Source organism: Dolichospermum planctonicum, from assembly GCF_005402965.1.
GTDB lineage: Bacteria > Cyanobacteriota > Cyanobacteriia > Cyanobacteriales > Nostocaceae > Dolichospermum > Dolichospermum planctonicum.
Window position 1 is genome coordinate 1 of record NZ_BJCF01000052.1, and the last position, 25,805, is coordinate 25,805.

22 protein-coding genes are annotated in these 25,805 nt (G+C 39.1%); 8 read left to right on the top strand and 14 right to left on the bottom strand.

All coding sequences use genetic code 11. The annotated features are described in order from the left end of the window. Positions 1–508 precede the first annotated feature (508 nt). The 6 genes from FFO06_RS17675 to tig form a co-directional block, all read right to left on the bottom strand. On the bottom strand, positions 509–934 hold the full coding sequence (locus FFO06_RS17675; protein WP_137909209.1) for a type II toxin-antitoxin system VapC family toxin: 426 nt from the start codon (positions 932–934) through the stop codon (positions 509–511). Next, positions 931–1,320: a hypothetical protein gene (locus tag FFO06_RS17680; RefSeq protein WP_137909210.1), complete on the bottom strand. Its 390-nt coding sequence runs from the start codon at positions 1,318–1,320 to the stop codon at positions 931–933. Before FFO06_RS17680 ends, FFO06_RS17675 begins: the two co-directional genes overlap by 4 nt. A 334-nt stretch (positions 1,321–1,654) precedes the next feature. Next, on the bottom strand, positions 1,655–2,482 hold the full coding sequence (locus FFO06_RS17685) for an alpha/beta fold hydrolase (RefSeq protein WP_137909211.1): 828 nt from the start codon (positions 2,480–2,482) through the stop codon (positions 1,655–1,657). Positions 2,483–2,637: 155 nt separating this feature from the next. Beyond that, the gene (gene clpX, locus FFO06_RS17690; RefSeq protein ID WP_137909212.1) at positions 2,638–3,978 is read right to left on the bottom strand and encodes an ATP-dependent protease ATP-binding subunit ClpX; all 1,341 of its coding nucleotides are present in this window, start codon (positions 3,976–3,978) and stop codon (positions 2,638–2,640) included. 30 nt (positions 3,979–4,008) lie between these two features. After that, positions 4,009–4,686: an ATP-dependent Clp endopeptidase proteolytic subunit ClpP gene (clpP, locus tag FFO06_RS17695; RefSeq protein ID WP_028084510.1), complete on the bottom strand. Its 678-nt coding sequence runs from the start codon at positions 4,684–4,686 to the stop codon at positions 4,009–4,011. 175 nt (positions 4,687–4,861) lie between these two features. Then, complete coding sequence (tig, locus tag FFO06_RS17700) at positions 4,862–6,274, bottom strand: trigger factor (protein ID WP_137909213.1); 1,413 nt, start codon at positions 6,272–6,274, stop codon at positions 4,862–4,864. A gap of 587 nt (positions 6,275–6,861) precedes the next feature. Here tig and FFO06_RS17705 point away from each other — a divergent pair. The 4 genes from FFO06_RS17705 (at position 6,862) to FFO06_RS17725 (ending at position 12,347) form a co-directional block, all read left to right on the top strand. Next, a complete protein-coding gene (locus FFO06_RS17705) occupies positions 6,862–7,887 on the top strand; it encodes an aspartate-semialdehyde dehydrogenase (RefSeq protein ID WP_137909214.1) in 1,026 nt (341 codons plus the stop codon). Positions 7,888–7,966: 79 nt separating this feature from the next. Continuing rightward, on the top strand, positions 7,967–8,851 hold the full coding sequence (gene dapA / locus FFO06_RS17710) for a 4-hydroxy-tetrahydrodipicolinate synthase (protein ID WP_137909215.1): 885 nt from the start codon (positions 7,967–7,969) through the stop codon (positions 8,849–8,851). 339 nt (positions 8,852–9,190) lie between these two features. After that, entirely contained in the window at positions 9,191–10,957 is a 1,767-nt protein-coding gene (locus FFO06_RS17715; protein ID WP_137909216.1) for a ribonuclease J, read from the top strand. A 1,012-nt stretch (positions 10,958–11,969) separates the two neighbouring features. Then, positions 11,970–12,347, top strand: a complete 378-nt coding sequence (locus FFO06_RS17725; protein ID WP_137909217.1) for a Mo-dependent nitrogenase C-terminal domain-containing protein — start codon at positions 11,970–11,972, stop codon at positions 12,345–12,347. A 96-nt stretch (positions 12,348–12,443) separates the two neighbouring features. On the opposite strand, the gene FFO06_RS17730 is transcribed toward FFO06_RS17725, so the two are convergent. Then, positions 12,444–14,279 (bottom strand): caspase family protein, encoded by a 1,836-nt coding sequence (locus FFO06_RS17730; RefSeq protein ID WP_137909218.1) that lies wholly within the window; start codon positions 14,277–14,279, stop codon positions 12,444–12,446. Between the two features lie 318 nt (positions 14,280–14,597). Here FFO06_RS17730 and rpmF point away from each other — a divergent pair, with 318 nt between their 5' ends. Further along, positions 14,598–14,774: a 50S ribosomal protein L32 gene (gene rpmF / locus FFO06_RS17735; RefSeq protein ID WP_137909228.1), complete on the top strand. Its 177-nt coding sequence runs from the start codon at positions 14,598–14,600 to the stop codon at positions 14,772–14,774. A gap of 263 nt (positions 14,775–15,037) precedes the next feature. On the opposite strand, the gene FFO06_RS17740 is transcribed toward rpmF, so the two are convergent. The 6 genes from FFO06_RS17740 to FFO06_RS17765 form a co-directional block, all read right to left on the bottom strand. Further along, positions 15,038–16,423, bottom strand: a complete 1,386-nt coding sequence (locus tag FFO06_RS17740) for an aldehyde dehydrogenase (protein ID WP_137909219.1) — start codon at positions 16,421–16,423, stop codon at positions 15,038–15,040. A gap of 67 nt (positions 16,424–16,490) precedes the next feature. Beyond that, positions 16,491–16,973, bottom strand: coding sequence for an RpnC/YadD family protein (locus FFO06_RS17745; protein ID WP_137909220.1), 483 nt, complete (start codon positions 16,971–16,973; stop codon positions 16,491–16,493). Next, the gene (gene ureC, locus FFO06_RS17750; protein WP_137909221.1) at positions 16,922–18,628 is read right to left on the bottom strand and encodes an urease subunit alpha; all 1,707 of its coding nucleotides are present in this window, start codon (positions 18,626–18,628) and stop codon (positions 16,922–16,924) included. Before ureC ends, FFO06_RS17745 begins: the two co-directional genes overlap by 52 nt. 42 nt (positions 18,629–18,670) lie before the next feature. Beyond that, complete coding sequence (locus FFO06_RS17755) at positions 18,671–18,976, bottom strand: urease subunit beta (protein WP_137909222.1); 306 nt, start codon at positions 18,974–18,976, stop codon at positions 18,671–18,673. Positions 18,977–19,063: 87 nt separating this feature from the next. Then, positions 19,064–19,366: an urease subunit gamma gene (locus tag FFO06_RS17760; RefSeq protein ID WP_137909223.1), complete on the bottom strand. Its 303-nt coding sequence runs from the start codon at positions 19,364–19,366 to the stop codon at positions 19,064–19,066. A 40-nt stretch (positions 19,367–19,406) separates the two neighbouring features. Then, positions 19,407–20,246, bottom strand: coding sequence for an urease accessory protein UreD (locus FFO06_RS17765; protein ID WP_137909224.1), 840 nt, complete (start codon positions 20,244–20,246; stop codon positions 19,407–19,409). A gap of 362 nt (positions 20,247–20,608) precedes the next feature. Between FFO06_RS17765 and FFO06_RS17770 the strand changes: the two genes are divergently transcribed. Further along, the gene (locus FFO06_RS17770; RefSeq protein ID WP_137909225.1) at positions 20,609–21,481 is read left to right on the top strand and encodes a ParA family protein; all 873 of its coding nucleotides are present in this window, start codon (positions 20,609–20,611) and stop codon (positions 21,479–21,481) included. A gap of 300 nt (positions 21,482–21,781) precedes the next feature. Here FFO06_RS17770 and FFO06_RS17775 read toward each other — a convergent pair whose 3' ends face one another. Continuing rightward, positions 21,782–22,462 carry a response regulator transcription factor gene (locus tag FFO06_RS17775; RefSeq protein ID WP_137909226.1) on the bottom strand — a complete coding sequence of 227 codons (681 nt, stop codon included), beginning with the start codon at positions 22,460–22,462 and terminating at the stop codon, positions 21,782–21,784. Between the two features lie 1,076 nt (positions 22,463–23,538). Between FFO06_RS17775 and groES the strand changes: the two genes are divergently transcribed. Together groES and groL are read left to right on the top strand one after the other, a co-directional pair. After that, positions 23,539–23,850: a co-chaperone GroES gene (groES, locus tag FFO06_RS17780; RefSeq protein WP_028082734.1), complete on the top strand. Its 312-nt coding sequence runs from the start codon at positions 23,539–23,541 to the stop codon at positions 23,848–23,850. A 98-nt stretch (positions 23,851–23,948) separates the two neighbouring features. Beyond that, the gene (gene groL / locus FFO06_RS17785; protein WP_137909227.1) at positions 23,949–25,586 is read left to right on the top strand and encodes a chaperonin GroEL; all 1,638 of its coding nucleotides are present in this window, start codon (positions 23,949–23,951) and stop codon (positions 25,584–25,586) included. The last annotated feature ends 219 nt before the right edge of the window (positions 25,587–25,805 follow it).

A 25,805-nucleotide genomic window follows, 5' to 3' on the forward strand; every position in this document is an offset into this window, starting at 1 on the left:
AAATATATTTTCTATCATTCACAAAAACCTATATTTCCTAAAAAACATCCTGTTAATCCTCTAATCCTGGATATCCTGATTCTGACAATTTTATGAGAAAAATATATTTTCTATCATTCACAAAAACCTATATTTCCTAAAAAACATCCTGTTAATCCTCTAATCCTGGATATCCTGATTCTGACAATTTTATGAGAAAAATATATTTTCTATCATTCACAAAAACTTGTATTTTCTCAAAAACATCCTGTTAATCCTCTAATCCTCGACATCCTGATATGGCTTGCGCCACGCTACGCTATCAGACAATTTTATGAGAAAAATATATTTTCTATCATTCACAAAAACCTATATTTCCTCAAAAACATCCTGTTAATCCTCTAATCCTGGATATCCTGATTCTGACAATTTTATGAGCAAAATATATTTTCTATCATTCACAAAAACCTATATTTCCTAAAAAACATCCTATTAATCCTCTAATCCTGGACATCCTGATTCTGACAATTTACTTATTCCCTGGATTCCTTAATAAAGCCACAAAACCAGCTTGAACAAAATGAATATCAGCCGTTACAGCATAAATTAAACCCTGTTCTTTCATCACAATAAATGAGATACAATCTGTTAAACCCCAATTTTTGTCTTGACGACTGTGATAAAGTTCCAGCGCACCCATAAGAAGCGGTGTATCTACACTGACAACTTTGATATTATCTGTTTGATAACACTGATTAATAAACTGAACTGATGCTGTGCGGTTCACTGCACTTAAAGCATTACCAACTTCTATTAAAATGGCTTCTGTTATCCATACTTCAACAGCATTTTTCACCCTTGGTAATAATGCTTTTGCTTGAATATGGTATTGATCATTCTTGTTTAATAAAGCCTGAATAAATACCGTATCTAAAAATAGTCTTTCCTGATTCATTCTCTGATCTCATTGTCATGTTTAGAATTACCATATAAATAGTGATCATGTTGACTTGACCAATCACTTGGTGCTTCAATAGTTCCTGTTAAGGCCTCTAGCACATCCCAAGCATTACCTTCATTATTGCCTATTTCTGTAACTTCGATTAAAGGATTTTTAGTTTCATAACATTTAATTTCTAAAGTTACTATTTCTGGTTTTCGGGCTTGAAAAAGTTGAATCAGATCATTTAAAGCTTCTTCTTTAGTCGCACCTAAACCTTGAAATTCTGGTAAACTTAACAATGTGGCTTTCACAGTGCCATCTTCTTGATGTTCAATCAACACATCATAAGTTAACTTAGGTGCAATTGTGGAAAGAGCATTTTTCACAGCTAAAATCATGATATTTTTACTCTTCTAACTCTGAATTGACTATAACACAATACTTGAAAATAGTTAAAATTATCGTCTAGATGATGTTAAGATTTATAGGACTTTATTAGCGATCGCCCATTTTATATTTTATATTATTTTAAGTAGGTGAACGGAAAAAAACCGACATAATTAACAAAAAGTAAAGTTATTCAAAACCTGTTCCCTGTAACCTGTTCCCTGTAACCTGTAACCTGTAACCTGTTCCCTGTTCCCTGTTCCCTGTAACCTATTCCCTGTTCCCTGTTCCCTGTTCCCTGTTCCCTGTTCCCTGTTCCCTGTTCCCTAACCGTGGTTCATGTATTTAAGAAATATTTAAGAAATCTCTCACCCTTGCTAAATAAGTTTCTGCATCTTCTAACATCGGAAAATGTGCAGTATTAGGAATAATTGCTAATTCAACCTGATCATTTAAAGCCGCTGCTTTTTTACCCAACTCAGCGGGAATAATAATATCATATTCCCCCGCTACTAACAAAGTTGGTACAGTTAATTTAGCAAATTCTTGGGGCATAAATTCCGCTTGTTCCTTACTCACAGAAGTGAAAATTGTTCCCAAAGCCGCTTGATAATCAGCATTAATAAAATCTTCTAAAAAAGCCTGACGTTCAGATTTAGGAATGGGACTATGGAGAAATCTAGCCATAAACATTCTATCGGCTAAAGGGATTTTTCCTAACCACTTAGGACGGAATTTAACTACTAATCCTCCAAACTTATAAAAAGCTGCAAAAGCCTTTTCATCATATTCAAAAATACCGCTACAGGTTAAAATTGCTTTTTCTACCTTTTGCGGATAGCGGTTGAGAAATAAAGTCGCTATGGAAGCACCCATAGAATGAGCATTAATATAAACACGCTCCAGATTTAACTGATTTAATAACACCGCTAAATCTTCCGCATATTCTGTTAGTTCATAACTTAAATCAGGTTGAACATGAGAACGCCCAAACCCGCGCATATCGTAAAGTAAACAATCAAAATTATCTAATAACGCTTTAGCGGTACTTTGCCAATATCTGCCTGAACCCGCCCAACCGTGCATAAAAACCATTACTGGTTTAATAATATTTGATGGTTTTTTGACCCACTCGTAATAATGATCAACACCCCGAACATTTATATAAGTCATGGTAATAGTTAAAAACTAACAAGTAAAAACTAACAAGTAAAAACTAACAAGTAAAAACTAACAAGTAAAAACTAACAGTTAAAAACTAACAATTGACAATTGACAACTGACAACTGATGAGCAACAATTGACAATTGACAATTGACAACTGACAATTATGCTGATTCTGGTTTTGGTAAAGAAGAAGGATGTACTAGTAATTCAGCAGTAGAACGTTTTTCCACCATTTCCTTAGTGATAGTACAACGAGTCACATCCTTACGGGAAGGTAACTCATACATCACATCTAGCATCAATTCTTCCACAATACCTCGTAAAGCTCGCGCCCCAGTTTTCCGCCGATAAGCTTCTTGAGCGATCGCTTTTAACGCATCTGGTTTAAAATCTAACTGGACATTATCCATATTTAGTAGTTTTTGGTACTGTTTCACCAAGGCACTCCGTGGTTCTGTTAAAATTGCCATCAGTGCCTCCTCATCCAAAGGATCTACTACAGCCACCATGGGAATGCGCCCGATAAACTCAGGAATCATGCCAAATTTGACCAAATCATCCGGTTGTAGATGACGCAGGGTGTCAGCAGCGCGTTTTTCCTTAGTTTGCGCTTCTCCTGGTTGCACAAAGCCCATTGACTTTTTGCCAATTCTCTGATCTACAACCTTTTCCAAACCGCCGAAAGCACCACCACAGACAAACAAGATATTGCTTGTGTCAATTTGAATACAGTCTTGGTACGGGTGCTTACGTCCGCCCTGGGGTGGTACATTAGCAATAGTCCCCTCTAGCATTTTCAGCAAAGCTTGCTGTACCCCTTCCCCAGAAACATCTCTGGTAATTGAGGGATTTTCACTTTTACGGGCGATTTTATCAATTTCATCAATGTAGATAATCCCCCTTTGAGCCTCTTCCACGTCCAAATCTGCCACTTGTAACAGTCGCAACAAGATATTTTCTACATCTTCCCCCACATAGCCCGCTTCCGTTAGGGTTGTAGCATCGGCCACCGCAAAGGGAACATCCAGAATTTTGGCTAGAGTTTGTGCTAATAGAGTCTTACCACAACCAGTTGGTCCAATGAGTAAAATATTAGACTTTTGTAGTTCTATAGCATCATCTGCACCTGGTTTACCACTAGCCTTAGACTGAAGAACAGCCAACCGCTTGTAGTGATTGTAAACAGCCACCGACAGGACTTTTTTAGCTTCATCCTGGCCAATCACGTGTTCATCTAAATATTTTTTAATCTCTCTTGGTTTCGGGATTTGATTAAAAGAGAGATTAGACGAACGGGTGCGGCGTTTTTCCGGTGGTTCTGACTTTTGTGCCGGTGGTGAGGCGGCATTACTTGTATCCAGCAATTCCTCATCGAGGATTTCATTACACAAGTCAACGCATTCGTCGCAGATGTAGACTCCCGGACCTGCGATTAATTTACGTACTTGCTCTTGAGACTTACCACAAAATGAACATTTTAAATGGGAGTCGTACTTAGACATATCAGCCTCTTATTTCAGAATAGTGACGTTTTACCCTGCTGTGGGAAGATTTTGCCTAGAAATGACCTGATCGATCAAACCATAATTCTTCGCCTCTTCTGCTGACATGAAAAAGTCGCGCTCTGTATCAGCTTCAATTCTTTCCAAAGGTTGACCAGTATGTTTGGCCATTAATTGATTTAATTCACCCTTAATGTAAAGAATTTCTCGCGCTTGAATTTCAATGTCAATGGCCTGTCCTTGAGCGCCACCCAGGGGCTGGTGAATCATAATCCGGGAGTCAGGTAAAGACATCCGCTTTCCAGCAGTTCCAGATGTTAGTAAAAAGGCCCCCATGCTCGCGGCTAGTCCAAAACAGATAGTTACCACATCGGGACGTATTTGTTGAATTGTATCATAGATTGCCATACCAGCGTAAACAGAACCGCCAGGAGAATTAATGTACAATTGGATATCTTTTTCCGCGTCTTCAGAATCTAGGAATAGTAATTGGGCGACAATTGAATTAGCCACCACATCATCTATGGGTGTTCCTAAAAAAATAATCCGCTCGCGCAGTAAGCGGGAGTAGATATCAAAAGCTCTTTCTCCCATACCAGACTGTTCTACCACCATCGGGACGATGTTGCTGGGGCTGCTTAGGTTGCGGCTATTGGCTAGAGAACTCAAACTGGTAATTGGGTAATTTCCCGACTGCGATACAAGCATACTAGAATATTTAACAATAAATGGAATCGAATTGTGAACTTTTAACCATTATGCCCTACGGCACAATTCAGAAGGTAGGGGAGGCAGGGGGTAGGGAGTAGGGGAAAGATGTTTCCTAACTACTAATTACCAATTACCCATTACCCATTACCAATTACCCATTACCCATTACCCATTACTCAGGATTACTAGTTTCTTCTGCCTGAACTGTTTCCGCGCTTTGGACTGGGGAATCTATTTCGGCTGCTGTAGAACTTAAAGAACCTTCCGGTACTAATTCCACAGATGAGCGTTCTAGTAACCAGTCTACGATCTTTTTGGTTAAAAGTTCTTCCTTGACAACGCCACTGAGTCTATTTTTATCCAAGTCTTCATTAGGGTATTCTGCTATCAATTCCGTGACTCTCGCTTCCACTTCTTCATTGGTCACTTCGATAGATTCCCGTTTACCAATTTCTTTTAAGGATAAAGAACGCTTAATACGTTCCACAGCTTCCGGTTTTGATCTTTCCCGCAATTGGGGAATAATTTCCTGGGTAAATAGCTTTTTCACGTCTATCCCCTGTTCAGACAACTTCATCGCTGTTTGTGTCAGCATAGCATCAACTTCTTGATCAATGAATGTTGTCGGTAAATCTATTTCCACATGATTCAGTAGTTCGGTTAATAAAGCCTCTTGCTGATTTTCTTTGGTTTTATCTGCCGCTTCTTTTTCATACCTTTGTGTTAATGATGCCCGCAATTCCTCTAATGTCTCAAATTCGCTGACTTCTTGAGCAAAATCGTCATCTAATTCTGGCAGTTCTTTGGTTTTAATTTCTTTGAGTGTGATTGTAAACAAAGCCGCTTTACCAGATAATTCTTCGTTACCGTAGGGTTCTGGGAATTGAGCCGCTACTTCTTTGGTTTCTCCAGGATTCATCCCCACTATACCCAAAACAAAACCGGGAATAAACTTATCCTCTTGTAACTCAACTTGAAAATCCGTTCCTTGACCACCAGGAATTGGTTTGGGTTCACTGTCAGGATCATCACCTTCAGCTTTAGCAATTACACCTTTAAAATCAATAACTGCCATATCACCGATTTGTGCAGCCCGTCCTTCTACAGGTACTAATGTGGCTAATTTATCTCTTTGTTCGTCAATAACTGTATCTACGCGGCTGGGGTCATACTTGATTTCCTCTGCTTTGGCCTCTAAACCAGTATACTTGTTCAACTTGATTTCTGGTACTACATCCACAGCCGCCGCAATAATTAGGGGTTGTCCCGGTTCATAATTGTTAATTAAATCATCAAAGGATGAGCGTAACTGAGGTTGACCAATGGCGCTAATGGCCTCTTGTTTAATTGCTTGCTCAATACCTTCTTGAATAATTTCTTCTAAAGCAGTTGCCTTAACACGAGTCGTTCCCAGCCGTTGTACTAATATTTGCCGGGGTACTTTCCCTTTGCGAAACCCAGGAATATTTACGGTCTTAGTTAAATTTTTGATGACTTGCTCGTATTTTTGTTTGGTAATTTCCGATGTAATTTCTATTTCCAAACCAATTTGACTGGCGGGAAGTTTTTCCTGGGTAACTTTCATGCTTTGTTTCTATTTTTATGATATTTTGATCTGAGGATCATACACAAGACGCGATCGCCCACTACAGTGAGAAACTAAGATAGCCTCGGCGATTATATCTTGATATCTCACGGTTAGGATGTGCTGATCAGGCATCATTCCCTGCCATTGGTGGATAGATACCCCTGAGCAGATATCCATTTTATCGTCAAAAGTGAGGGATTGAACACTTTATGATATTATTTCCACATAGCAGCCCTAATCCCGGTAACATAACTTAACAATCAGGGCTGATTTAAAATACCTAAGTGTCAATGGCCTTGATTTTCCTTTTCTTGCATTTTGCTGTACAATGTTATTGTACAATGTTATATTATAGGATAATGTGGTATATTTGATTGTCATAACTAAATTGTATTGTTGTCAACTGCGATTTAACCAAGTCTCAAATTCCTCAATAAACCTCAAAAAATAAGATAATATTCCGAAAATATGCAAATTTTATTATTTAATGCCCACCGATGCCCACCGTTGAGAGGAAGAAAAGAGATAATTTTTTGAGTCGTGCAAAAAAAATTGTTAATTACCTCTTAAAGGAGGAGTCGAGTTTGTCTAAATCCTATCGTGTCGCTATTTTGGGTGCAACTGGTGCTGTAGGTACGGAGTTGCTGGAATTACTAGAAAGTCGGAACTTTCCCTTAGCTGACCTGAAATTATTAGCATCGCCACGCAGCGCGGGAAAAACACTAAAATTCAAAGGTGAGGATATCCCCATTCAGGCAGTAAGTGATCATGTCTGGGAAAATGTGGATATAGTATTAGCTAGTGCTGGAGGTGGCATCTCCAAAACTTGGGCTGGAGTAGCAGTGGAAAAGGGAGCAGTGGTAATTGATAATTCTAGTGCCTTCCGCATGAACCCGGATGTACCTTTAGTAGTCCCGGAAGTAAATCCCCAAGCAGCAGCTAATCATCAGGGAATTATCGCCAACCCCAACTGTACCACAATTCTCATGTCATTGGCAGTATGGCCATTACATCAGGTCAAACCAGTGAAAAGAATTGTAGCAGCTACCTATCAATCTGCCAGTGGCGCTGGAGCTAAAGCCATGGAAGAAGTAAAAATCCAAAGTGAAGCTATACTACAAGGACAGCAACCAGTAGCCGAGGTCTTACCTTACCCATTGGCATTTAATTTATTTACCCATAATTCCCCCTTAACACCTTGGGGCTATTGTGAGGAAGAAATGAAAATGGTCAACGAAACCCGGAAAATCTTTGGTAGTCAAGAAATCAAAATTACCGCCACCTGTGTCCGTGTTCCCGTCCTCCGCGCTCACTCGGAAGCCATTAATTTAGAATTTGCCACTCCCTTTAATCCAGAGGAAGCTAGAGAAATTTTAAGAATATCACCCGGTGTTAAATTAGTGGAAGATTGGCAAGCAAATTACTTTCCTATGCCTATAGAAGCTAGTGGGAAAGATGAAGTTTTAGTAGGCAGAATTCGTCAAGATATTTCTCATCCTTGTGGGTTAGAATTGTGGCTGTGTGGAGATCAAATCCGTAAAGGTGCAGCCTTAAACGCAGTACAAATAGCAGAATTATTAGTAGAGAAGAATTTACTAAAATCTACTTAGACTATAAATTTTAATTGAGTCATTTCTCACGGGTAATTAACAACGGAAAACGGACAACTAACTTAGGAGAGAAAAGAGTGTGGGAGATTTTGGCACAATAGTAACCGCTATGATTACGCCGTTTCAAGCAGACGGTAGTATTAATTATGATGTAGTCGCAAAACTAGCAGACCATCTAGTGAATAACGGTACAGATGCACTAGTGGTATGTGGAACAACAGGAGAATCCCCAACACTGAGTTGGGAAGAAGAATACCAATTATTTGTGGAGGTGTTGCAGACTGTATCAGGAAAAGCTAAAGTAATAGCTGGGTGTGGTTCTAATTACACCAAAGAAGCGATCGCAGCCACCCAAAAAGCGGCTAAAATAGGAGTACATGGTTCTTTACAAGTAGTTCCCTATTACAACAAACCACCACAAGCAGGATTATATAAGCATTTTCAGGCAATAGCAGAATCTTGTCCCGATCTGCCCATGATGTTATATAATATTCCTGGCAGGACTGGTCAAAACCTGTTGCCAGAAACAGTGGTACATTTAGCGGAAATTGATAACATTGTCGCCATTAAAGAAGCCAGTGGTAACTTAGATCAAGTTAGTGAAATTCGCCGCTTGACACCAAAAGAATTTCAGATTTATGCTGGAGACGATTCTTTAACCCTACCCATGTTAGCAATAGGCGCTGAAGGTGTGGTAAGTGTGGCTTCTCACCTAGTAGGTAATCAACTACAAGAGATGATTCGCGCATTTCGTCTAGGAAAAATGCAAATTGCTACCGACATTCATCTAGAACTGTTCCCATTGTTTAAAGCTTTATTTTTAACTACAAATCCCATTCCTATCAAAGCAGCACTGAAGCTACAAGGTTGGGAAGTAGGTTCAACTCGTCCACCCCTGTGTGAAGCTGATACAGATGTGTTGAATAAGTTAGAATCAGTGATGCAAAAGCTGAATTTAATCTAAACAAGAATAAGTAAGGAATTTATTTATAAAGAATGTGTACTTGTTAGTAAATTACAATTTAAGCACCTGTGCTACAACTGAACAAAAGACCTTTTGCAAAAGTCCAAAAATGATATATCTCATTCCCAACGGAAGAATCTTCAGGATGTTTACCTGCGCTTAACATCACAAATTAGGCAATTATGCGAAAAGTCTAATATAAAAATGACTCAATTTGATGGCAATGAAATCAAATATGACTCTATAAAAGCTGGATTTAAACGGAAGTGTAAAGTTTCCTTTTATACAAAAAACCGAACTATCAACTGATTCACAACAAAAAACAATCTCCAGGAGAAAATGGTTAAAACCGAAGCTAATTCCGCTCTGAAAATTATTCCTTTGGGCGGCTTACACGAAATAGGTAAAAATACTTGTGTGTTCGAGTATGAGGACGAAATTATCCTGTTAGATGCAGGATTAGCCTTTCCCACAGAGGACATGCACGGCGTAAACATAGTATTACCTGATACAACTTATCTCAGGGAAAATCGCCACAAAATTAAAGGCATGATCGTCACTCATGGTCATGAGGACCATATAGGTGGTATTGCTTTTCATTTGAAGCAGTTTGATATTCCCGTGATTCATGGACCAAGACTAGCACTGGCCATGCTAGAAGGTAAACTCGAAGAAGCAGGAGTCAGAGACCGCACAGAATTAAGAACAGTCCTCCCCCGTGACGTAGTGCGAATTGGCAAACATTTCTTTGTGGAATATATTCGCAATACTCACTCCATTGCTGATAGCTTTACCGTTGCTATTCACACACCATTAGGTGTAGTCATCCACACGGGAGATTTTAAAATTGATCATACTCCCGTAGATGGTGAAACCTTTGATTTACAACGTTTAGCTGAACATGGTGAAAAAGGCGTACTCTGTTTATTAAGTGATTCCACTAATGCAGAAGTTCCAGGATTTACACCTTCTGAACGTGCTGTTTTTCCCAACCTTGACCGAGTATTTTACCAGGCTACTGGACGTTTATTTGTTACTACCTTTGCCTCCAGTGTCCATCGCATTAACATGATTCTGCAATTGGCAAAGAAACATAATCGTGTTGTCACAGTTGTCGGGCGTTCCATGTTAAATTTAATCGCCCATGCGCGGAATTTAGGTTATATCAAATGTGAAGATAGTCTATTTCAACCGCTGCATACTGTCCGAGGAATGCCAGATGAAAGAGTGTTAATCTTAACTACTGGCTCTCAGGGTGAGACAATGGCAGCAATGACAAGAATTGCTAATAAAGAACATCCCCATATCAAAATTCGTCAAGGAGATACAGTTGCATTCTCCGCTAACCCCATTCCCGGTAATACCATTGCAGTGGTTAATACCATTGATAAATTGATGATTCAGGGAGCAAAAGTGGTCTATGGACGGGATAAAGGTATCCACGTTTCCGGCCACGGCTGTCAAGAAGAACAAAAGCTGATGATTGCTTTAACTCGTCCTAAGTTCTTTGTCCCATTCCACGGTGAACATCGGATGTTAGTCAAGCATTCGGAAACTGCTCAAAGTATGGGCATTCCGGCAGAAAATATCGTAATTATCAAAAATGGTGATGTCATAGAATTGACAGAAAATTCTATCCGCGTTTCTGGTCAAGTGGCCGCTGGCATTGAATTGGTGGATACTTCTAGTTCGGGTATGGTTAGTTCTAAAGTCTTGGAAGAACGCCAACGCATGGCTTCAGAAGGTATGGTAACTATTGCTGCGGCTATTGATTGGAGTGGTAAGCTCATGGCTAAACCAGAACTACATATGCAAGGTGTGGTGACGAGTATTGAGCGATCGCTTCTACAAAAATGGGTACAACAACGCATTGAAGAAATTCTTGGTGTACGTTGGTTGGAGTTTTCCCCTGCTGGAGGACAACCCGCAGATACAGACTGGGGTGGATTGCAGGAAACTTTAGAACGGGAGTTAGCTCGTTCCATGCGGAGAGAGTTGCAATGTCAACCCGCTTTGACTTTGTTGATGCAAGTCCCGGAAGAGCCTGCTGTGAAGGTTTCTGACGGCAGAAGACGACGCACTCGTTCTACTGCTGTAGCTTCTTAAGAGTTATCTCATGCCAAGGCGCAAAGGTGTTTTTGAGCATCTTTGCGTTTTTTAATGGGAAACGGGGAATTTCAACAAAGTTAGAACGAGTTAAATCGAGTAATTTTATTGTTTTTTAACATAATGTTGGGATTGGACGTGAATTTACCGTCTCTGGTGCAAGAATACTCAAAAATTCTCAGGAATGGGATTTAAGCCTCAAGATAGATTTGGACTGAGAGTAAGCAGTGTAAGAATTAAAGCTATGGTGTCATCGAGAAAGAAATTAGAGATAATACCACGGCCGCAGCTAATAACTGCTAATAACTATCCATAAGCCTGGAAGACTAGGGGTAAACATCAGGAACAATATCACTGCTTTGCAAAACAGTCCAGCGTAATATTGGTGTCTATCTCTGAAGTTAGCTATTTAAGAGTATTTTCCTTGATCGTGATTATTGATAATAGTTACTATATTAAGTTGTGTTACAATTAAGATAAATCACACCCAAAGGCAGATGTGTTCACTAAAATCTTAACTGTGTCAAGTTATCAATAGGATTGAATCAGTAGGATACTTAGGGGAATCAAGGTACAAATTACTACAGAAAGATATACATCAAAATGTAGTTTTCTGGACTTTGAACCAATCAAAAAGCATGAGCAATGCAATATTTAAGTAAAAGAGTTAAAAGAGGTTTATTTAAGTCCCAGTCTGGTAAACATTATTCAGCAGACTTAAACGGTTCTTTGAACATATTCAGAAAAGTAGTTGGGGACTCTATCTTTGATAGAAACTCAGTTTTAGTGGCTTGTAGTTAGTCCTGTAAGGTGTGTGTTCCTTACCAAGCTAGAAATATTTGACTATATTTTTAGTAACTATTAACAGATGGATTGAAATTTGGAAACCGGTTTATGGGATCTTTGATCTTTGATAAAATTTCCGTCATAATACTGTTTTCCGGTGACAATTCTTGTCATATTGTATATTCATCAGTAAGATGAATACCCTCATAAGAAGAGAATAATTACCATGAAGGTATCTAAAAGTACCAACAAAAATATTTTTGTATCAAGTTGGGTTTCTCTAAATCAAACAGACGCTAGTGAAACTAATGTGAGTCCTTTACAGGATATTAGACCTAAGCCTGTTTGGGGATTTTTACGTCCTTTGCGAAATTGGTTAGATAGCATCCAAGTCAGCGATCGCCAATTAGCTCACCGTTTATGTCAATTAATTCCCGCTCAGTGTCCATTTGAGCGCGATATCAAGCTATTTGGTAAAACCCTGTTTCACATTCCACCATTGTGCAAGCTTAACCCCTTGTATGAAGAATTAGTAGGTTTACGATTTAGAGCAATGTGCTATCTAGCCGATACCTGCGGCGAGGATATTTCACAGTACTGCTAATAGGTAATAGGTAATAAGTAATAGGTGATTCACGTTTTATAACTGACCACTGACCACTGACCACTGACCACTGACCACTGACCACTGACCACTGAACTAATTCTTCTGAAGTTGCCATTTTTGCATAGCATCCTGAGCATCTTCGTAAGCGATCGCACCTGTAGGAACTAAAATAGCAGTGGAGATAGCACCCTGAAAATCTCCTTGATTAGCCCGAATTTTGGCTAGATTTAAGATTTTTTCACTCCACTGGTTAATTGATGTTTGGGCGATTTCAAAACCCGGTTGTCCCCGTTGTATTTTTTTAGCAACGGCAATGGCACGATTATAAGTAGAAGCTTGTTCAGGAATAATTAATGCTGTAGCTGTATCTAAGAGAGTCTTATTGCTCACATACTGCTTAGCCTCTATTTGCCATTTTTTAATCACAGTTTCAGCTTGGGAATAAAGCGGCTCTTTTTTGGTAATTAACTGAGCCGTGGCTATAGCATTTTCATATTTTCTTTGTTCGGCTTGTGCTTGTGCCAACTCTAAAATCATCTGACACCAAACTTGAATATTTTCCTGTGCTTTTGCGTATATTGGTGTGTTCGCTTTAATTTTCCGGGCTTTGGCGATCGCTGTCACCAAATCCCCTGGTTGAGTAGGGACAAGAGACATTTTTCCTAGCTCCAAAATGGCTTGATTGCGTTTTTTAGAGTCTGTATTCAAACTAATTTTGCTGGTACTGCGGTTTTGGGTAGTAGGTGATAACTGGGGAAATTGAGTCGCGCTAGTTGTATTGTCAAATACTGTTTTTGATAAATTTTTAAACCGGAAATTTTCATGATGGCGGAGCAAAAATGTAGCAAGTAAAGCTACTATCACCATATTGCCACCACCCCAGATGATAAATTGTTGCCATAAAGGCTTCTCCGACGGGCTTGAAGCCTTGTCTTTGGCGGTGGTGATAGGGGAGGGGATAAATCTACCCTCCCAATGGGATATTGGGGCAGTTTCTAAGGTGTGGTTGTTTTCGACAATTGACTCGGAAACTAATTCGGTTGGTATTTTGTTTAAAGTAGTTGCTACCGAGGCATTTTCTGTCCAGTCAGCTTGATCTATGGTAGTAATAAAGTCACTATTTTTCAGAGGGGGTGCAGTTCTAGTGACAGCAAAACTGGCTTCTGGGAAAATGATGGCTGCGGAGTTTTCATCTAATGTCAAGATAGGCAAAATAGCTGGTTGTTGAGTAGGAATAACGGTGATAGGATTTTGGACCGGCCGCCAGTGGTATTGACAGAGTTTGGGTGTAAGATAACTCAGATAACTGGCTAAATCGCCAAAGTCGTATCCCTTCCCCGAACCCAAAGCTTCTAATAATGCTGCTGTGAAGAAACCGTGACCTAATTCTGTACTTTCATGGGAAAATTCTTCTGGTTGACAGGAAATAATCGCCCCCATTTGTAATTGGGCAGCCAGTTCAATAATTTCTTGGCCTACGGGTGCATCTGCTTGTGTCCCAAAAGCCCGGTTAATATCAAAGATCAGTAAGACCTTGATGCCAGTAAATTCTAGACTTTGCATCAGCGATCGCACTTCTATACCCGTCTCAGCAACTTGTTCAGGATCACCGCCAACGGGCATTAAATAGTCTTGTTCTTTGTAGTTAACGCCATAGCCACTAAAAAATAACCATAAATAGTCTTCCGGCTGCCAAAATGTAGCCGCTAATTCTTGTAGTAACGACAGAATATTTTCCTTGGTGGGATAAGAGGATTTATCTCCTATGGGGGGGGAAGTGTTTGTCATCAATAAGCAGTTTTCAGGGGGAAAACCTGCCTGTGTGACTAAAAAGCCTTTAATTGCCTCAGCATCAGCTTGAGCGCAACCTAGAGGTTGAAATAATTGATATTGATTAATGCCAATGGCGATCGCCCAGTAATTTACCATCCCATCTTTATCGGCTATTATTTGCCTGAAATTGCTGTTAGCACGAACCTTTAACTACAAAACTAACTTATGTTTTATAGTTTAGATAATTTTAACTCATTTCTGACATAAGTTATTTTTTACACTATATAAATACTCATAAAAATACACCTAACTTAAATATTCAGGCAGGGAGGCCTATCCCACAAGAGTTAAATTCATTGAGTTTATATAATTTAAATTAAATGCTTAACAGCTTAACAGTTATTTCTATAGTGCCTGATGTGAATTTTATCGCTTAGAATAGGAAGGTTGTTAAGAATTACAATATCCGCTGTCATGGCTGTTCCTAAGAAGAAAACATCAAAATCTAAACGAGATAAACGCCGCGCTACCTGGAGACACAAGGCTGCTGTTGAAGCCCAAAAAGCTATCTCCCTCGGTAAATCCATTTTAAGTGGCCGTTCTAAATTCGTCTATCCAACCGACCAGGAAGAAGAAACTCAAGAATCTTAAAGCATAATTCCGTCATCTATCATAGAGACTTCTGATAAATTTATACTCGTAACGGCTGAGATTTGAATTTTTACCAGATTAAGAAAATCTAGACTTGTGGGGTTTTAGCTGTGCTAAACCCCGATCTGTAAAATCAAATAATTCAGCCATTTTGAGTATAGATGAGGATTGGTAGAAAATCCTCATTGCTCTAGGATTTTCCGAATAATTAACCCTAATTCCCGAAATCTATGGTTTTTAGGGTAAATGCGGTTTATTTGCTCTTAAATACCAACAATCCATTTCAAAAGTGATATTTTACCTTTATAGGGTGCGTATCGCCAATTTATATCCCAAGGTAGGAAGTTTTGTAAAACGCTTTTGTAATGTGAAAAAGTATCGAAACCCGCTTTACCGTGATAGCTACCCATCCCACTATCACCCACACCCCCAAATGGTAAAGACGAAACAGCAACCTGCATTATTGTGTCCTGAATACATACCCCACCAGATGATGTTTCCTGTAAAATGCGTTTTTGCAAGTCTTTATTTTGGGAAAATAAATATAAAGCTAAAGGTTTTGGTCTGGAGTTAATTAAGGTAATGGCTTCGTTAATATCTGTATATTCAATGATGGGCAAAATTGGACCAAAAATCTCTTCTTGCATTACCTGATCTTCTAAAGAAACATTTTCTAGTAAGCTGGGAGCAATATAAAGTTCTTCTGGTTTGGTTTCTCCACCAACAATGATTTTACCAGATTGAAGTAAATTAACTAATCTATCAAAATGTTTTTGATGAACAATTCTGGCATAATCAGGACTAGTAGCGGGATTTTCCCCATAAAATTCCTTGAGACATTTTTGTAAAGCAGCGACTAAATCTGGTTTAATTTTTTGATCTACTAACAGATAATCTGGTGCAATACAAGTTTGTCCAGCGTTAATAAATTTTCCCCAAGTAATCCGTTTAGCGGTATGTTCTAAATTAATGTCATGATCAACAATACAAGGACTTTTTCCCCCCAATTCCAAAGTAACTGGAGTCAGATGTTTTGCAGCAGCCTCCATGACAATTTTACCAATGGCTGTACCACCAGTAAAAAAGATGTGATCAAATTTTTGGGCTAGTAACTGTTGACTAGTTTCTACTGCTCCTTGAATGACCGTAATATATTCAGGAGGAAAGTATTTTTGAATCAGTTCGCTGATTAAATCAGAAGTATGGGGTGCGAGTTCTGAAGGTTTAATTACCGTACAATTTCCCGCAGCGATCGCCCCAACCAAAGGTGATATGATTAATTGAAAAGGATAATTCCAAGGACCAATAATTAATACTATTCCTAAAGGTTCTGGACATATCTTAGCGGAATAAGGGAATAAATCCACAGGAACCGCTGCTTTTTGCGGTTTTGTCCAGTTATTGATATGTTTGAGAGCATAATCAATTTCTTTATTAACACCGATTTCTGTAGCGTAACTTTCAAATTCTGGTTTATGTAAATCTGCCTTTAATGCCTGGATAATTCCCTCTTTATTCTCAATTACCAACTGCTTGAGTATTTTTAATTGAGAAATCCGAAAAGCTACATCTTTAGTTTTACCTGTTTGGAAAAACTGCCGTTGTTTGTTAATAATATCCAGAGGTTTTGATAGTTCAGTAGTAAGCATTTTCTGGTGATAACTAGGTTATAAAATTCGGAATTTGTAGAAAAATTATTATTAATGCAGATGTTTTTTACTGCATTAATAACAAAATTTTAATTGATGGTAAAAATTGCTCAAACTCAGCCAGTGAAGGAATAGAAATTGCTCTTTTTAAGAGTGTTTTCAAAACAGATGAATCATTGATATTATTCACTGCATTAATAATAGTTATTGGTACTTCACCAAATCTTGTTTCTAAGACTTCAATCACGCTATCTTGACTACTTTGAATGACTCCTAACTGACGACCTTCTTGCAGACCTTCCTCAATTCCTTCTTGTTTAGCTAATCTTTCAATACTGGTTACATAGCGCATTTTTCTAGCCTCTTCGTAACTTTTGATTTCTGTTTTAAAACTAATTGCCAATTCTTCAGGTAAGACCATTATCCAATCAATAAACCGGAATAATTGTCTAATATCTTGCCGACTCAAACCGCTTTCTAAGAGGATTCTGACATAAATTAAAACAAAAAGTATCTTTGTGCCATAGGTAAAACTGTCGCCGGTTCGCAAGTTAATAATTCACCATCTGCGCGAACTTCATAGGTTTCCGAATCTACTTCCATAAGAGGTAAAGCATCATTTAATTTCATATCCTTTTTAGTTAATTGACGAGTTCCCGAAACAGCAATTGCTAACTTGTTCAATCCTAATTGTTGGGGAATTTCTCTTTCTAAAGCTACTTGAGACACAAAAGTTAATGATGTGGCATTTTTCGCACCGGCAAAACTGCCAAACATAGGACGCATATAAACAGGCTGGGGTGTGGGAATACTAGCATTAGCATCGCCCATTTGTGACCAAGCAATCATACCACCTTTAATGACAATTTCCGGTTTGACACCAAAAAAAGCAGGTTTCCACAAACATAAATCCGCTAATTTTCCCGCTTCTACAGACCCCACATACCCAGAAATTCCATGGGTAATCGCTGGATTAATAGTATATTTAGCAACATATCTTTTCGCTCGAAAATTGTCTGCATTGCCATCATTACCCAGGCTTCCGCGTTGCAGTTTCATTTTATGGGCAGTTTGCCAAGTTCTAATTATTACCTCACCAACGCGCCCCATCGCTTGGGAATCGGAAGCAATCATACTAAACGCGCCTAAATCGTGGAGAATATCCTCAGCAGCAATAGTTTCTCTACGGATACGAGACTCAGCAAAAGATACATCTTCAGGAATAGCGGGATCAAGATGATGACACACCATCAACATATCTAAGTGTTCATCTAGGGTATTAATGGTGTAAGGACGGGTAGGGTTGGTAGAAGAGGGTAAAACGTTACTTTGTCCGCAAACCTTAATAATATCCGGTGCGTGTCCTCCTCCCGCCCCCTCGGTGTGGTAGGTGTGAATAGCACGATGTTTAAAAGCCGCAATTGTATCTTCGACAAAGCCAGCTTCGTTTAACGTATCCGTATGTATTGCTACTTGTATATCATATTCATCAGCCACCGTTAAACAAGTATCAATAGTTGCAGGATTTGTTCCCCAGTCCTCATGGAGTTTTAACCCCATTACCCCCGCTTCAATTTGTTCTATCAGTCCTTGAGGTTGACTAGTATTACCTTTTCCTAAAAATCCCAAATTAACAGCAAAAGCGTCCGCCGCTTGCAACATTCTGTAAATATTCCATGGTCCGGGAGTACAAGTTGTGGCATTTGTTCCCGTAGCTGGTCCAGTACCACCACCGATCATTGTCGTGATACCTGATGCAATAGCTACTTCAATTTGCTGGGGACAGATAAAATGGATATGGGTATCAATTCCTCCCGCAGTCAGAATCATTCCTTCACCAGCTAAAGCCTCCGTTCCCGGTCCAATAATGATATCTATATTATCTTGAATATAAGGATTTCCGGCCTTACCAATTTTGTGAATTTTACCATTTTTAATCCCAATATCTGCCTTGACAATACCCCACCAATCAAGAATTAAAGCATTAGTAATCACTAAATCTACCGCACCATCACTATTAGAAATTGGGGATTGTCCCATCCCATCTCTAATCACTTTTCCGCCCCCAAATTTTACCTCATCTCCATAATTTGTGAAGTCTTTTTCTACTTGAATAAATAATTCTGTGTCTGCTAATCTAATTCTGTCTCCTACAGTTGGTCCATAGGTTTCGGCGTAGGCTTGGCGGTTCATTTTGTATGACATATTTTTATCCTTTTTTGATCACGTTTTTGGTGCAGAGAGAATTTACAGGTTTCCGTTAATTTTGTTATTAAATCCGTAGATTTGGCGGCTACCAACTAAAGGAATTAATGTGATTTCCTTTTCGTCTCCCGGTTCAAATCTGACTGCTGTACCTGCGGGAATATCTAATCTCATTCCTCGCGCTTTTTCTCTATCAAAATGTAGAAAACTATTAACTTCGTAAAAATGAAAATGTGAACCGATTTGAATTGGTCTATCTCCTGTATTTGCTACTACTAATTTAGTAGTTGGACGATTTGCATTTAATTCTATTTCTCCTACTGGGGTAATAATTTCTCCGGGGATCATAATCTCATTTCTCCTAAGTTACAAATTTTCTAAGAATTAGACAAATGGTGTAAATGCTTTTTGTACCTTCTCCTATCTTAATCGTTTCTAACGAATGGGATTATGTACAGTTACCAACTTAGTTCCGTCAGGAAAAGTGGCTTCTACCTGAACATCATCAATCATTTCTGGTACACCTTCCATAACATCATCACGATTTAATAATGTTGTCCCATAACTCATCAAATCTGCCACAGTTTGACCATCTCTTGCACCTTCTAAAATAGCAGCAGAAATCAAAGCCACTGCTTCAGGATAATTCAATTTTAAACCTCTATTTTTCCTTCTCTCCGCGACTAAAGCAGCGGTAAAAATTAATAATTTATCTTTTTCCTGGGGTGTAAGCTGCATTTTTCTTTCCTCTGCGTCCTCTGTACCTGAAGTGGTTAGTTTAAATTTGCCATACTCTAGGAATACAATTACCACGATTTTGATAATTTATTCGTAAATTTTGCCAAATATTTGTAAACCAATTTCTCACTTCTGATATAGAATTACCACGATAGCGACATAAAAATCCCTGTTGTAAGCGAGTTACTCCAGCAAAATTATTTTCAATCATTAAAGAACGGGCTTTGTCAATCATTTCTCCAGAAACGGAATTTCCTAACCAAACCAAAGTACCAAGAACGGGATTTCCTGCTAACCCGTGGGGACTGTGAAATACTTCATCGCTACCAGGGATAATTTGTCTATCAATCCATAATGGCATACCATTTTGCCATATTTCTGTGTGCGATCGCATCTCTCCCTCTAGAAATTTTTCACCCCTAGCACTGCGCCCAAATCGCATAATTTCCCAGCCTAAATAATTGGCGTTTTTACCTAATTCTACCCGCAAATCTTGGCGATAAATTGCCCCATTAAATAAAATAGTTTCTTGGGGTAAATATTCTAAATTTCCATGATCATTAACTTGGATATTGACAATTTGTCTTGCTGGTAAGCCCTGACTACGATATATTTTACTTCCGGCTGCGGTGGTAATTAAGGCCTTTGTCTGAGGTTGGAGGTGAATATCAGATGTCAAGCGATCGCCCCCCACAATGCCCCCAGCCGTGTGTAAAATCACTGTATGGCAAATTCCTTGTCCTTCCGGGTAAAAGGGACGTTGTACCTTAAAAGGTGCTTGATGGTGATTGTAAATTAATTGAGTGGAATTTTGGCAATTAGCATAGACTAAATTAAGTTTTCCATGCCAACTTTTATCTATTGGACTGTTAATAATCATTGCTAGAAGAAATACATTTTATCTGATTTTAATTTTATAGCATTTTTGCTTTTTTATTAATAAATACGGTTGTAGTTACTGCTATTAAATAAATTATCGTCAGGTTGGTAATTCAAAAATTTTATCAGTACCTAATCAGGTTCTATTTTAACTAAATCATTTTTTTGAAAACTATTTAATTGCGTATTTATATGTAGAAAACCTATAAATAAGTAATTAATTTTACTTGATTATCTCCTCAGTGCTATGATTTTGCTTTCACAGTCCATAACCACAATCTGAAAAATTCACCTGTTGCCTTCACACTATTTCCGGTCAAAATATAATAGAATTTCCATAAATACAGCATCTACGAAAAAAATATGACAGCTAAAGTAATTAGTGTTTGTAATCTCAAAGGTGGAGTTGGCAAAACTACCATCGTTATGGCCTTGTCAGAGTATTTAGCAGGGGATACCATGTATGGTCAGCGGGTTCTTGCCATTGATTTAGACCCCCAATGTAACTTAACTACTGCCTTAATGTCTGAACAAGTCTGGGAATGGCAATATAATTATCGAGGATTGACATTACCCTTTTTATTTAAAAATGCTGACCATTTTTTAGCCAATGGTAATTATCAGAAATTTATAGTCAAAGAAGAAGTTTCTAATGTCAGAAATAAAAACTCTTTTAATTGTTTACATCTAATTCCTAGTAGTTCTAAATTATTTGAACTTCAAGAAGATTTTCCAGAAACTTCTGTGGCAATTTTACGTCAACTTATCAATCCATTACTAACAGAATATGACTACATTTTAATAGATTGTCCACCCAGTATTAATAATATTATCAAAAGCGCGTTTTATGCCAGTGATTTCTGTATTATACCCTGTGTTCCCAGTCGAATGTCAATTCACGGTTTAGAACTATTACTAAAACAAATTGAGAAGTTTAATCAAGATTATCAACATGACCTCAACCCCATAGGAACTTTAATTTCTCGTTATAATGGTACTGTTTCTCAAACACAGAATTTGAATTTTATTATTGTCAATCCTTTTTTCCCACCAACTTTCTCCAATAAAATTCCAGAAAGAGCGAAAATTGCGGAAAGTTTAGATTTCAGTATGCAGCTAACATACAAACAAAAGTATGGTGATATTCATGATGTAATGGTAAAACTAACTCAGGAATTTATCCAAAGACTAAATCACAATTCTGTTAATTTGTTACAAATGGCGACTTTAGTATAAATAGCAGGTTTTAAACGATACAAAAAAGCTAACATAAGCTAACAATAGCCAGCTTTTTCTTCCTCTCCAGCGTAATTCTTTCACTCCATAAATTTTGGACTTTAGACTTTAGATAAATCATCCAAAATCCAAAATCCAAAATCTAAAATTAAAGGACAAAAACCCAAATTATTTATGAAGATTATGAAGATTATGAAGATGTAAATTTTCACCTCCAGCGTAATTTTTCTAACCCATAAATTTTGGACTTTAGACTTTAGATAAATCATCCAAAATCCAAAATCCAAAATCTAAAATTGTTTAAGCCATTTGATTTTCAATCGCCCAACGCGCTAATTCAGTGCGGTTGTGGAGATTGGTTTTACCCAACATATTGGAAACATGACTTTCAACAGTACGCTGACTGACATTTAATTCTTCAGCGATTTCGCGGTTAGCTAAACCCCTAGCTACAAACTGTACAACTTTCAGTTCCGTTGGGGTTAGCTGGACATCGAAAGGAACTTGGATGCGAGAAGCATTGTCGCCGCTCCCCTTGCTTTGGTGTTCTTTCCAACGAACAGTTTGCTTAAGCGAAGATTCTACTTGTGCTACGAGTTCTTCAGGTTCAAAAGGCTTGACCATATATACGTCCCCACCTTTATTTAAACTCTTAACTCTCTCCGTGCTTTGTCCTTTAGCCGAGAGGAAGAGAACAGGAATCCAGCCAGTGCGTTCGTTTTGTCGGACTTGTTCGACAAAAGTGTATCCGTCCATTTCCGGCATCATCACGTCACAAATAATCATATCTGGAACGTCATGTTCTAGAATATCCAGTGCTTCTCTTCCATTTTCTGCCGTTCCGATTTCATAGCCTCGGAACTCTAAGTAATCCTTCACCAGCAAGATGAGGTTGGGGTCATCATCAATCAGTAAAAGTCGTTTGTGTTCTTTCATGCTGGTTTCTTTCATAACAGTGGCACTTGTCGCGCTTCGATCCATTAGGGTGTTGATATAGTTATCCTGTATGGTGGATGACTTGATTGTGTTGTCTTTTTCCCACTGAAATTACCTTTATCGCCCCTAAGTCTTAAAAGTGGTAGTCACTTTCAACATACTAGTAGGTGGATGGCAAAAGTCTAGTAAGGATACGTATAGCAGTAGTCTTCATAATGCGCTATTATATGTCCATTTGAAAAGTGCAGGCTAAAAAACCCTGATTAAATCATCGTCGTTGTGAATCACAAGTCGGTATTTTTTCAAGACGACCCTAGCTCAAAACTCACCCGCGCTTTCATTGGTCCACTGCTGCTTTACTATATCCTTCGGCGGTGAAACCTCTATCAGAGGTTCAAAATCAACCGGGGAAGTTTTTGAAGTATGGGTTAAAAATGCAATGCAGATTTTTTCACCATACTAATTGCCAATTCACTGGTCTTAGATGACTTGATCTCATGACTTCTGGGCTTAATTGGCGATACCAGACCGCATCTAGGTAATATACCATTATCGTTCTAGAACAACAAACACGCAAGTTTTTGGCTTGAGTTGTGAAGATGCTTATGGAACGGCTGTCTGATAACTGATGGGGTTATCGCTTCCCCAATCCTGGTTAACAACATTCCCAAGTTCTAGACTAGCGGATTTGTAACAGAATTGAGCATTTATCTGTTTGTGGTTACACAAAGTCTAGAGTTTTTGTGTGAATGGGTCATGGGTAATTGGCAATTATTCCCTGTTCCCTGCTCCCTGTTCCCTGCTCCCTGGTCTCTAGTCCCTAGTAGTTTTGGGGACGAGATGGCTGTTTGTGGATCACTGTGCTGTTACTCATTGAGTAGATCCCTGATTACAGTTCTATAACAATTTCCCAAGTTTGCAAATAAATTTGTCCATATCAAAATATTCATTACTTACGCAACAAACCCTGACAACTAAAATAATTGGATATTTGCACTTAAGTACCGCCACCCTGTCCTGAGTTCGGAAACCCGTACATGAGCCAGCATTGCTATTATGTCCCATCTTTCGCTAAATTAGCACTCATGAGTCGAGAGTGCTAAGAAAGCAAGAAATTTTGTATGGCAGCTGTATCTCTAAGCGTTTCCACCGTTAAACCCCTGGGCGATCGCGTTTTCATCAAAGTGAGCGCCCCCCAAGAAAAAACCGCAGGCGGTTTGTATTTGCCCGATAATGCCCAGGAAAAACCCCAAGTAGGCGAAATCGCCGCTGTTGGACCTGGCAAGCGTAATGACGACGGTAGCCGTCAACCAATGGACATCAACATTGGCGATAAAGTGTTGTACTCCAAGTACGCTGGCACTGATATCAAACTGGGTACTGAAGAATATGTACTCCTTTCTGAAAAAGACATTCTAGCAGTCGTTAGCTAGTTAGGGATGGGTGATAGGTCAAGAGTTTTCCCCATTATCTCTTTACCATTCACCAATTTCAAGACAAATTCAATTTACTATCGGGATTTAGATTTATTATGGCAAAGCGCATTATTTACAACGAAAACGCCCGTCGCGCTCTAGAGCGTGGTATTGATATTCTGGCTGAAGCTGTAGCTGTTACCCTCGGTCCTAAAGGTCGTAACGTCGTTCTAGAAAAGAAATTCGGCGCACCACAAATCGTTAATGATGGTGTCACCATCGCTAAGGAAATTGAATTAGAAGACCACATCGAAAATACTGGCGTGGCTCTGATTCGTCAAGCTGCTTCTAAAACTAACGACGCTGCGGGTGATGGTACAACCACAGCTACAGTTTTAGCTCACGCTATCGTTAAAGAAGGTCTGCGGAACGTTGCTGCTGGTGCTAATGCGATTTTATTAAAGCGCGGTATTGATAAAGCATCTGCGTTTTTAGTCGAAAAAATTGCTGAACACGCCCGCCCTGTAGAAGATTCTAAAGCGATCGCTCAAGTTGCAGCAATTTCCGCTGGTAACGATGAAGAAGTCGGTAGCATGATTGCACAAGCTATGGACAAGGTGGGCAAAGAAGGCGTAATTTCCCTAGAAGAAGGGAAGTCTATGACCACCGAATTGGAAATCACCGAAGGGATGCGCTTTGATAAGGGTTATATTTCCCCTTACTTCGCTACCGATGCAGAGCGCATGGAAACCGTTTTTGATGAGCCTTTCATCTTGTTAACCGACAAGAAAATTGCTTTAGTCCAAGATTTAGTTCCCGTCCTCGAACAAGTAGCTCGTTCCGGCCGTCCTTTGGTAATTATCGCTGAAGACATCGAAAAAGAAGCCTTAGCAACTTTGGTAGTTAACCGTTTACGCGGTGTTCTTAACGTTGCTGCTGTGAAAGCTCCTGGTTTTGGCGATCGCCGTAAGGCTATGCTAGAAGATATCGCTGTCTTAACCGGTGGTCAAATGATTACCGAAGACGCTGGTTTGAAACTAGATACCACCAAGATAGAAAGCTTAGGTAAAGCTCGTCGCATCACCATCACCAAAGACAGCACCACCATTGTGGCTGAAGGTAATGAAGCTGGTGTCAAAGCCCGTTGCGAACAAATCCGTCGTCAAATGGAAGAAACCGAATCTTCCTACGACAAAGAAAAACTCCAAGAGCGTTTGGCTAAATTGTCCGGTGGTGTAGCTGTAGTTAAAGTTGGTGCAGCTACCGAAACCGAAATGAAGGACAAGAAGCTACGCTTGGAAGACGCTATCAACGCTACCAAGGCCGCTGTAGAAGAAGGTATTGTTCCCGGTGGTGGTACAACCTTGGCTCACCTCGCTCCTCAGTTAGAAACTTGGGCCCACAGTCACCTCAAAGATGAAGAGTTAACTGGTGCTTTAATCGTCGCTCGCGCTTTACCTGCACCTCTGAAGAGAATTGCAGAAAACGCCGGTCAAAACGGCGCTGTAATTGCAGAAAGAGTCAAAGAGAAGGACTTCAACATTGGTTTCAATGCTTCTACCAACGAATTTGTAGATATGTTGGCCGCTGGTATTGTTGACCCAGCCAAAGTAACTCGTTCTGCTCTGCAAAATGCCGCTTCTATCGCTGGTATGGTGTTAACAACCGAATGTATTGTTGTTGACAAGCCAGAACCTAAAGATGGCGCTCCCGCTGCTGGCGCTGGTATGGGTGGTGGAGATTACGACTACTAGAATCTTTTCCTACCTTTAAATAAATAGCCGCTTCCGTAAGGGGGCGGCTGTTTTTTTTGCGAATTTTTGATGAATCTGTAAAACGTGGTGCTTAAATCAGTTATTTACAGCAGTTTCCGATATTATCAAGTACAGATATTAATCATAAAACTCTTGTGGTGCGGGCATCTTGCCCGCTAAAAGCCTACCTCATGAAGATAAAATCTGCTGTAAATCAGT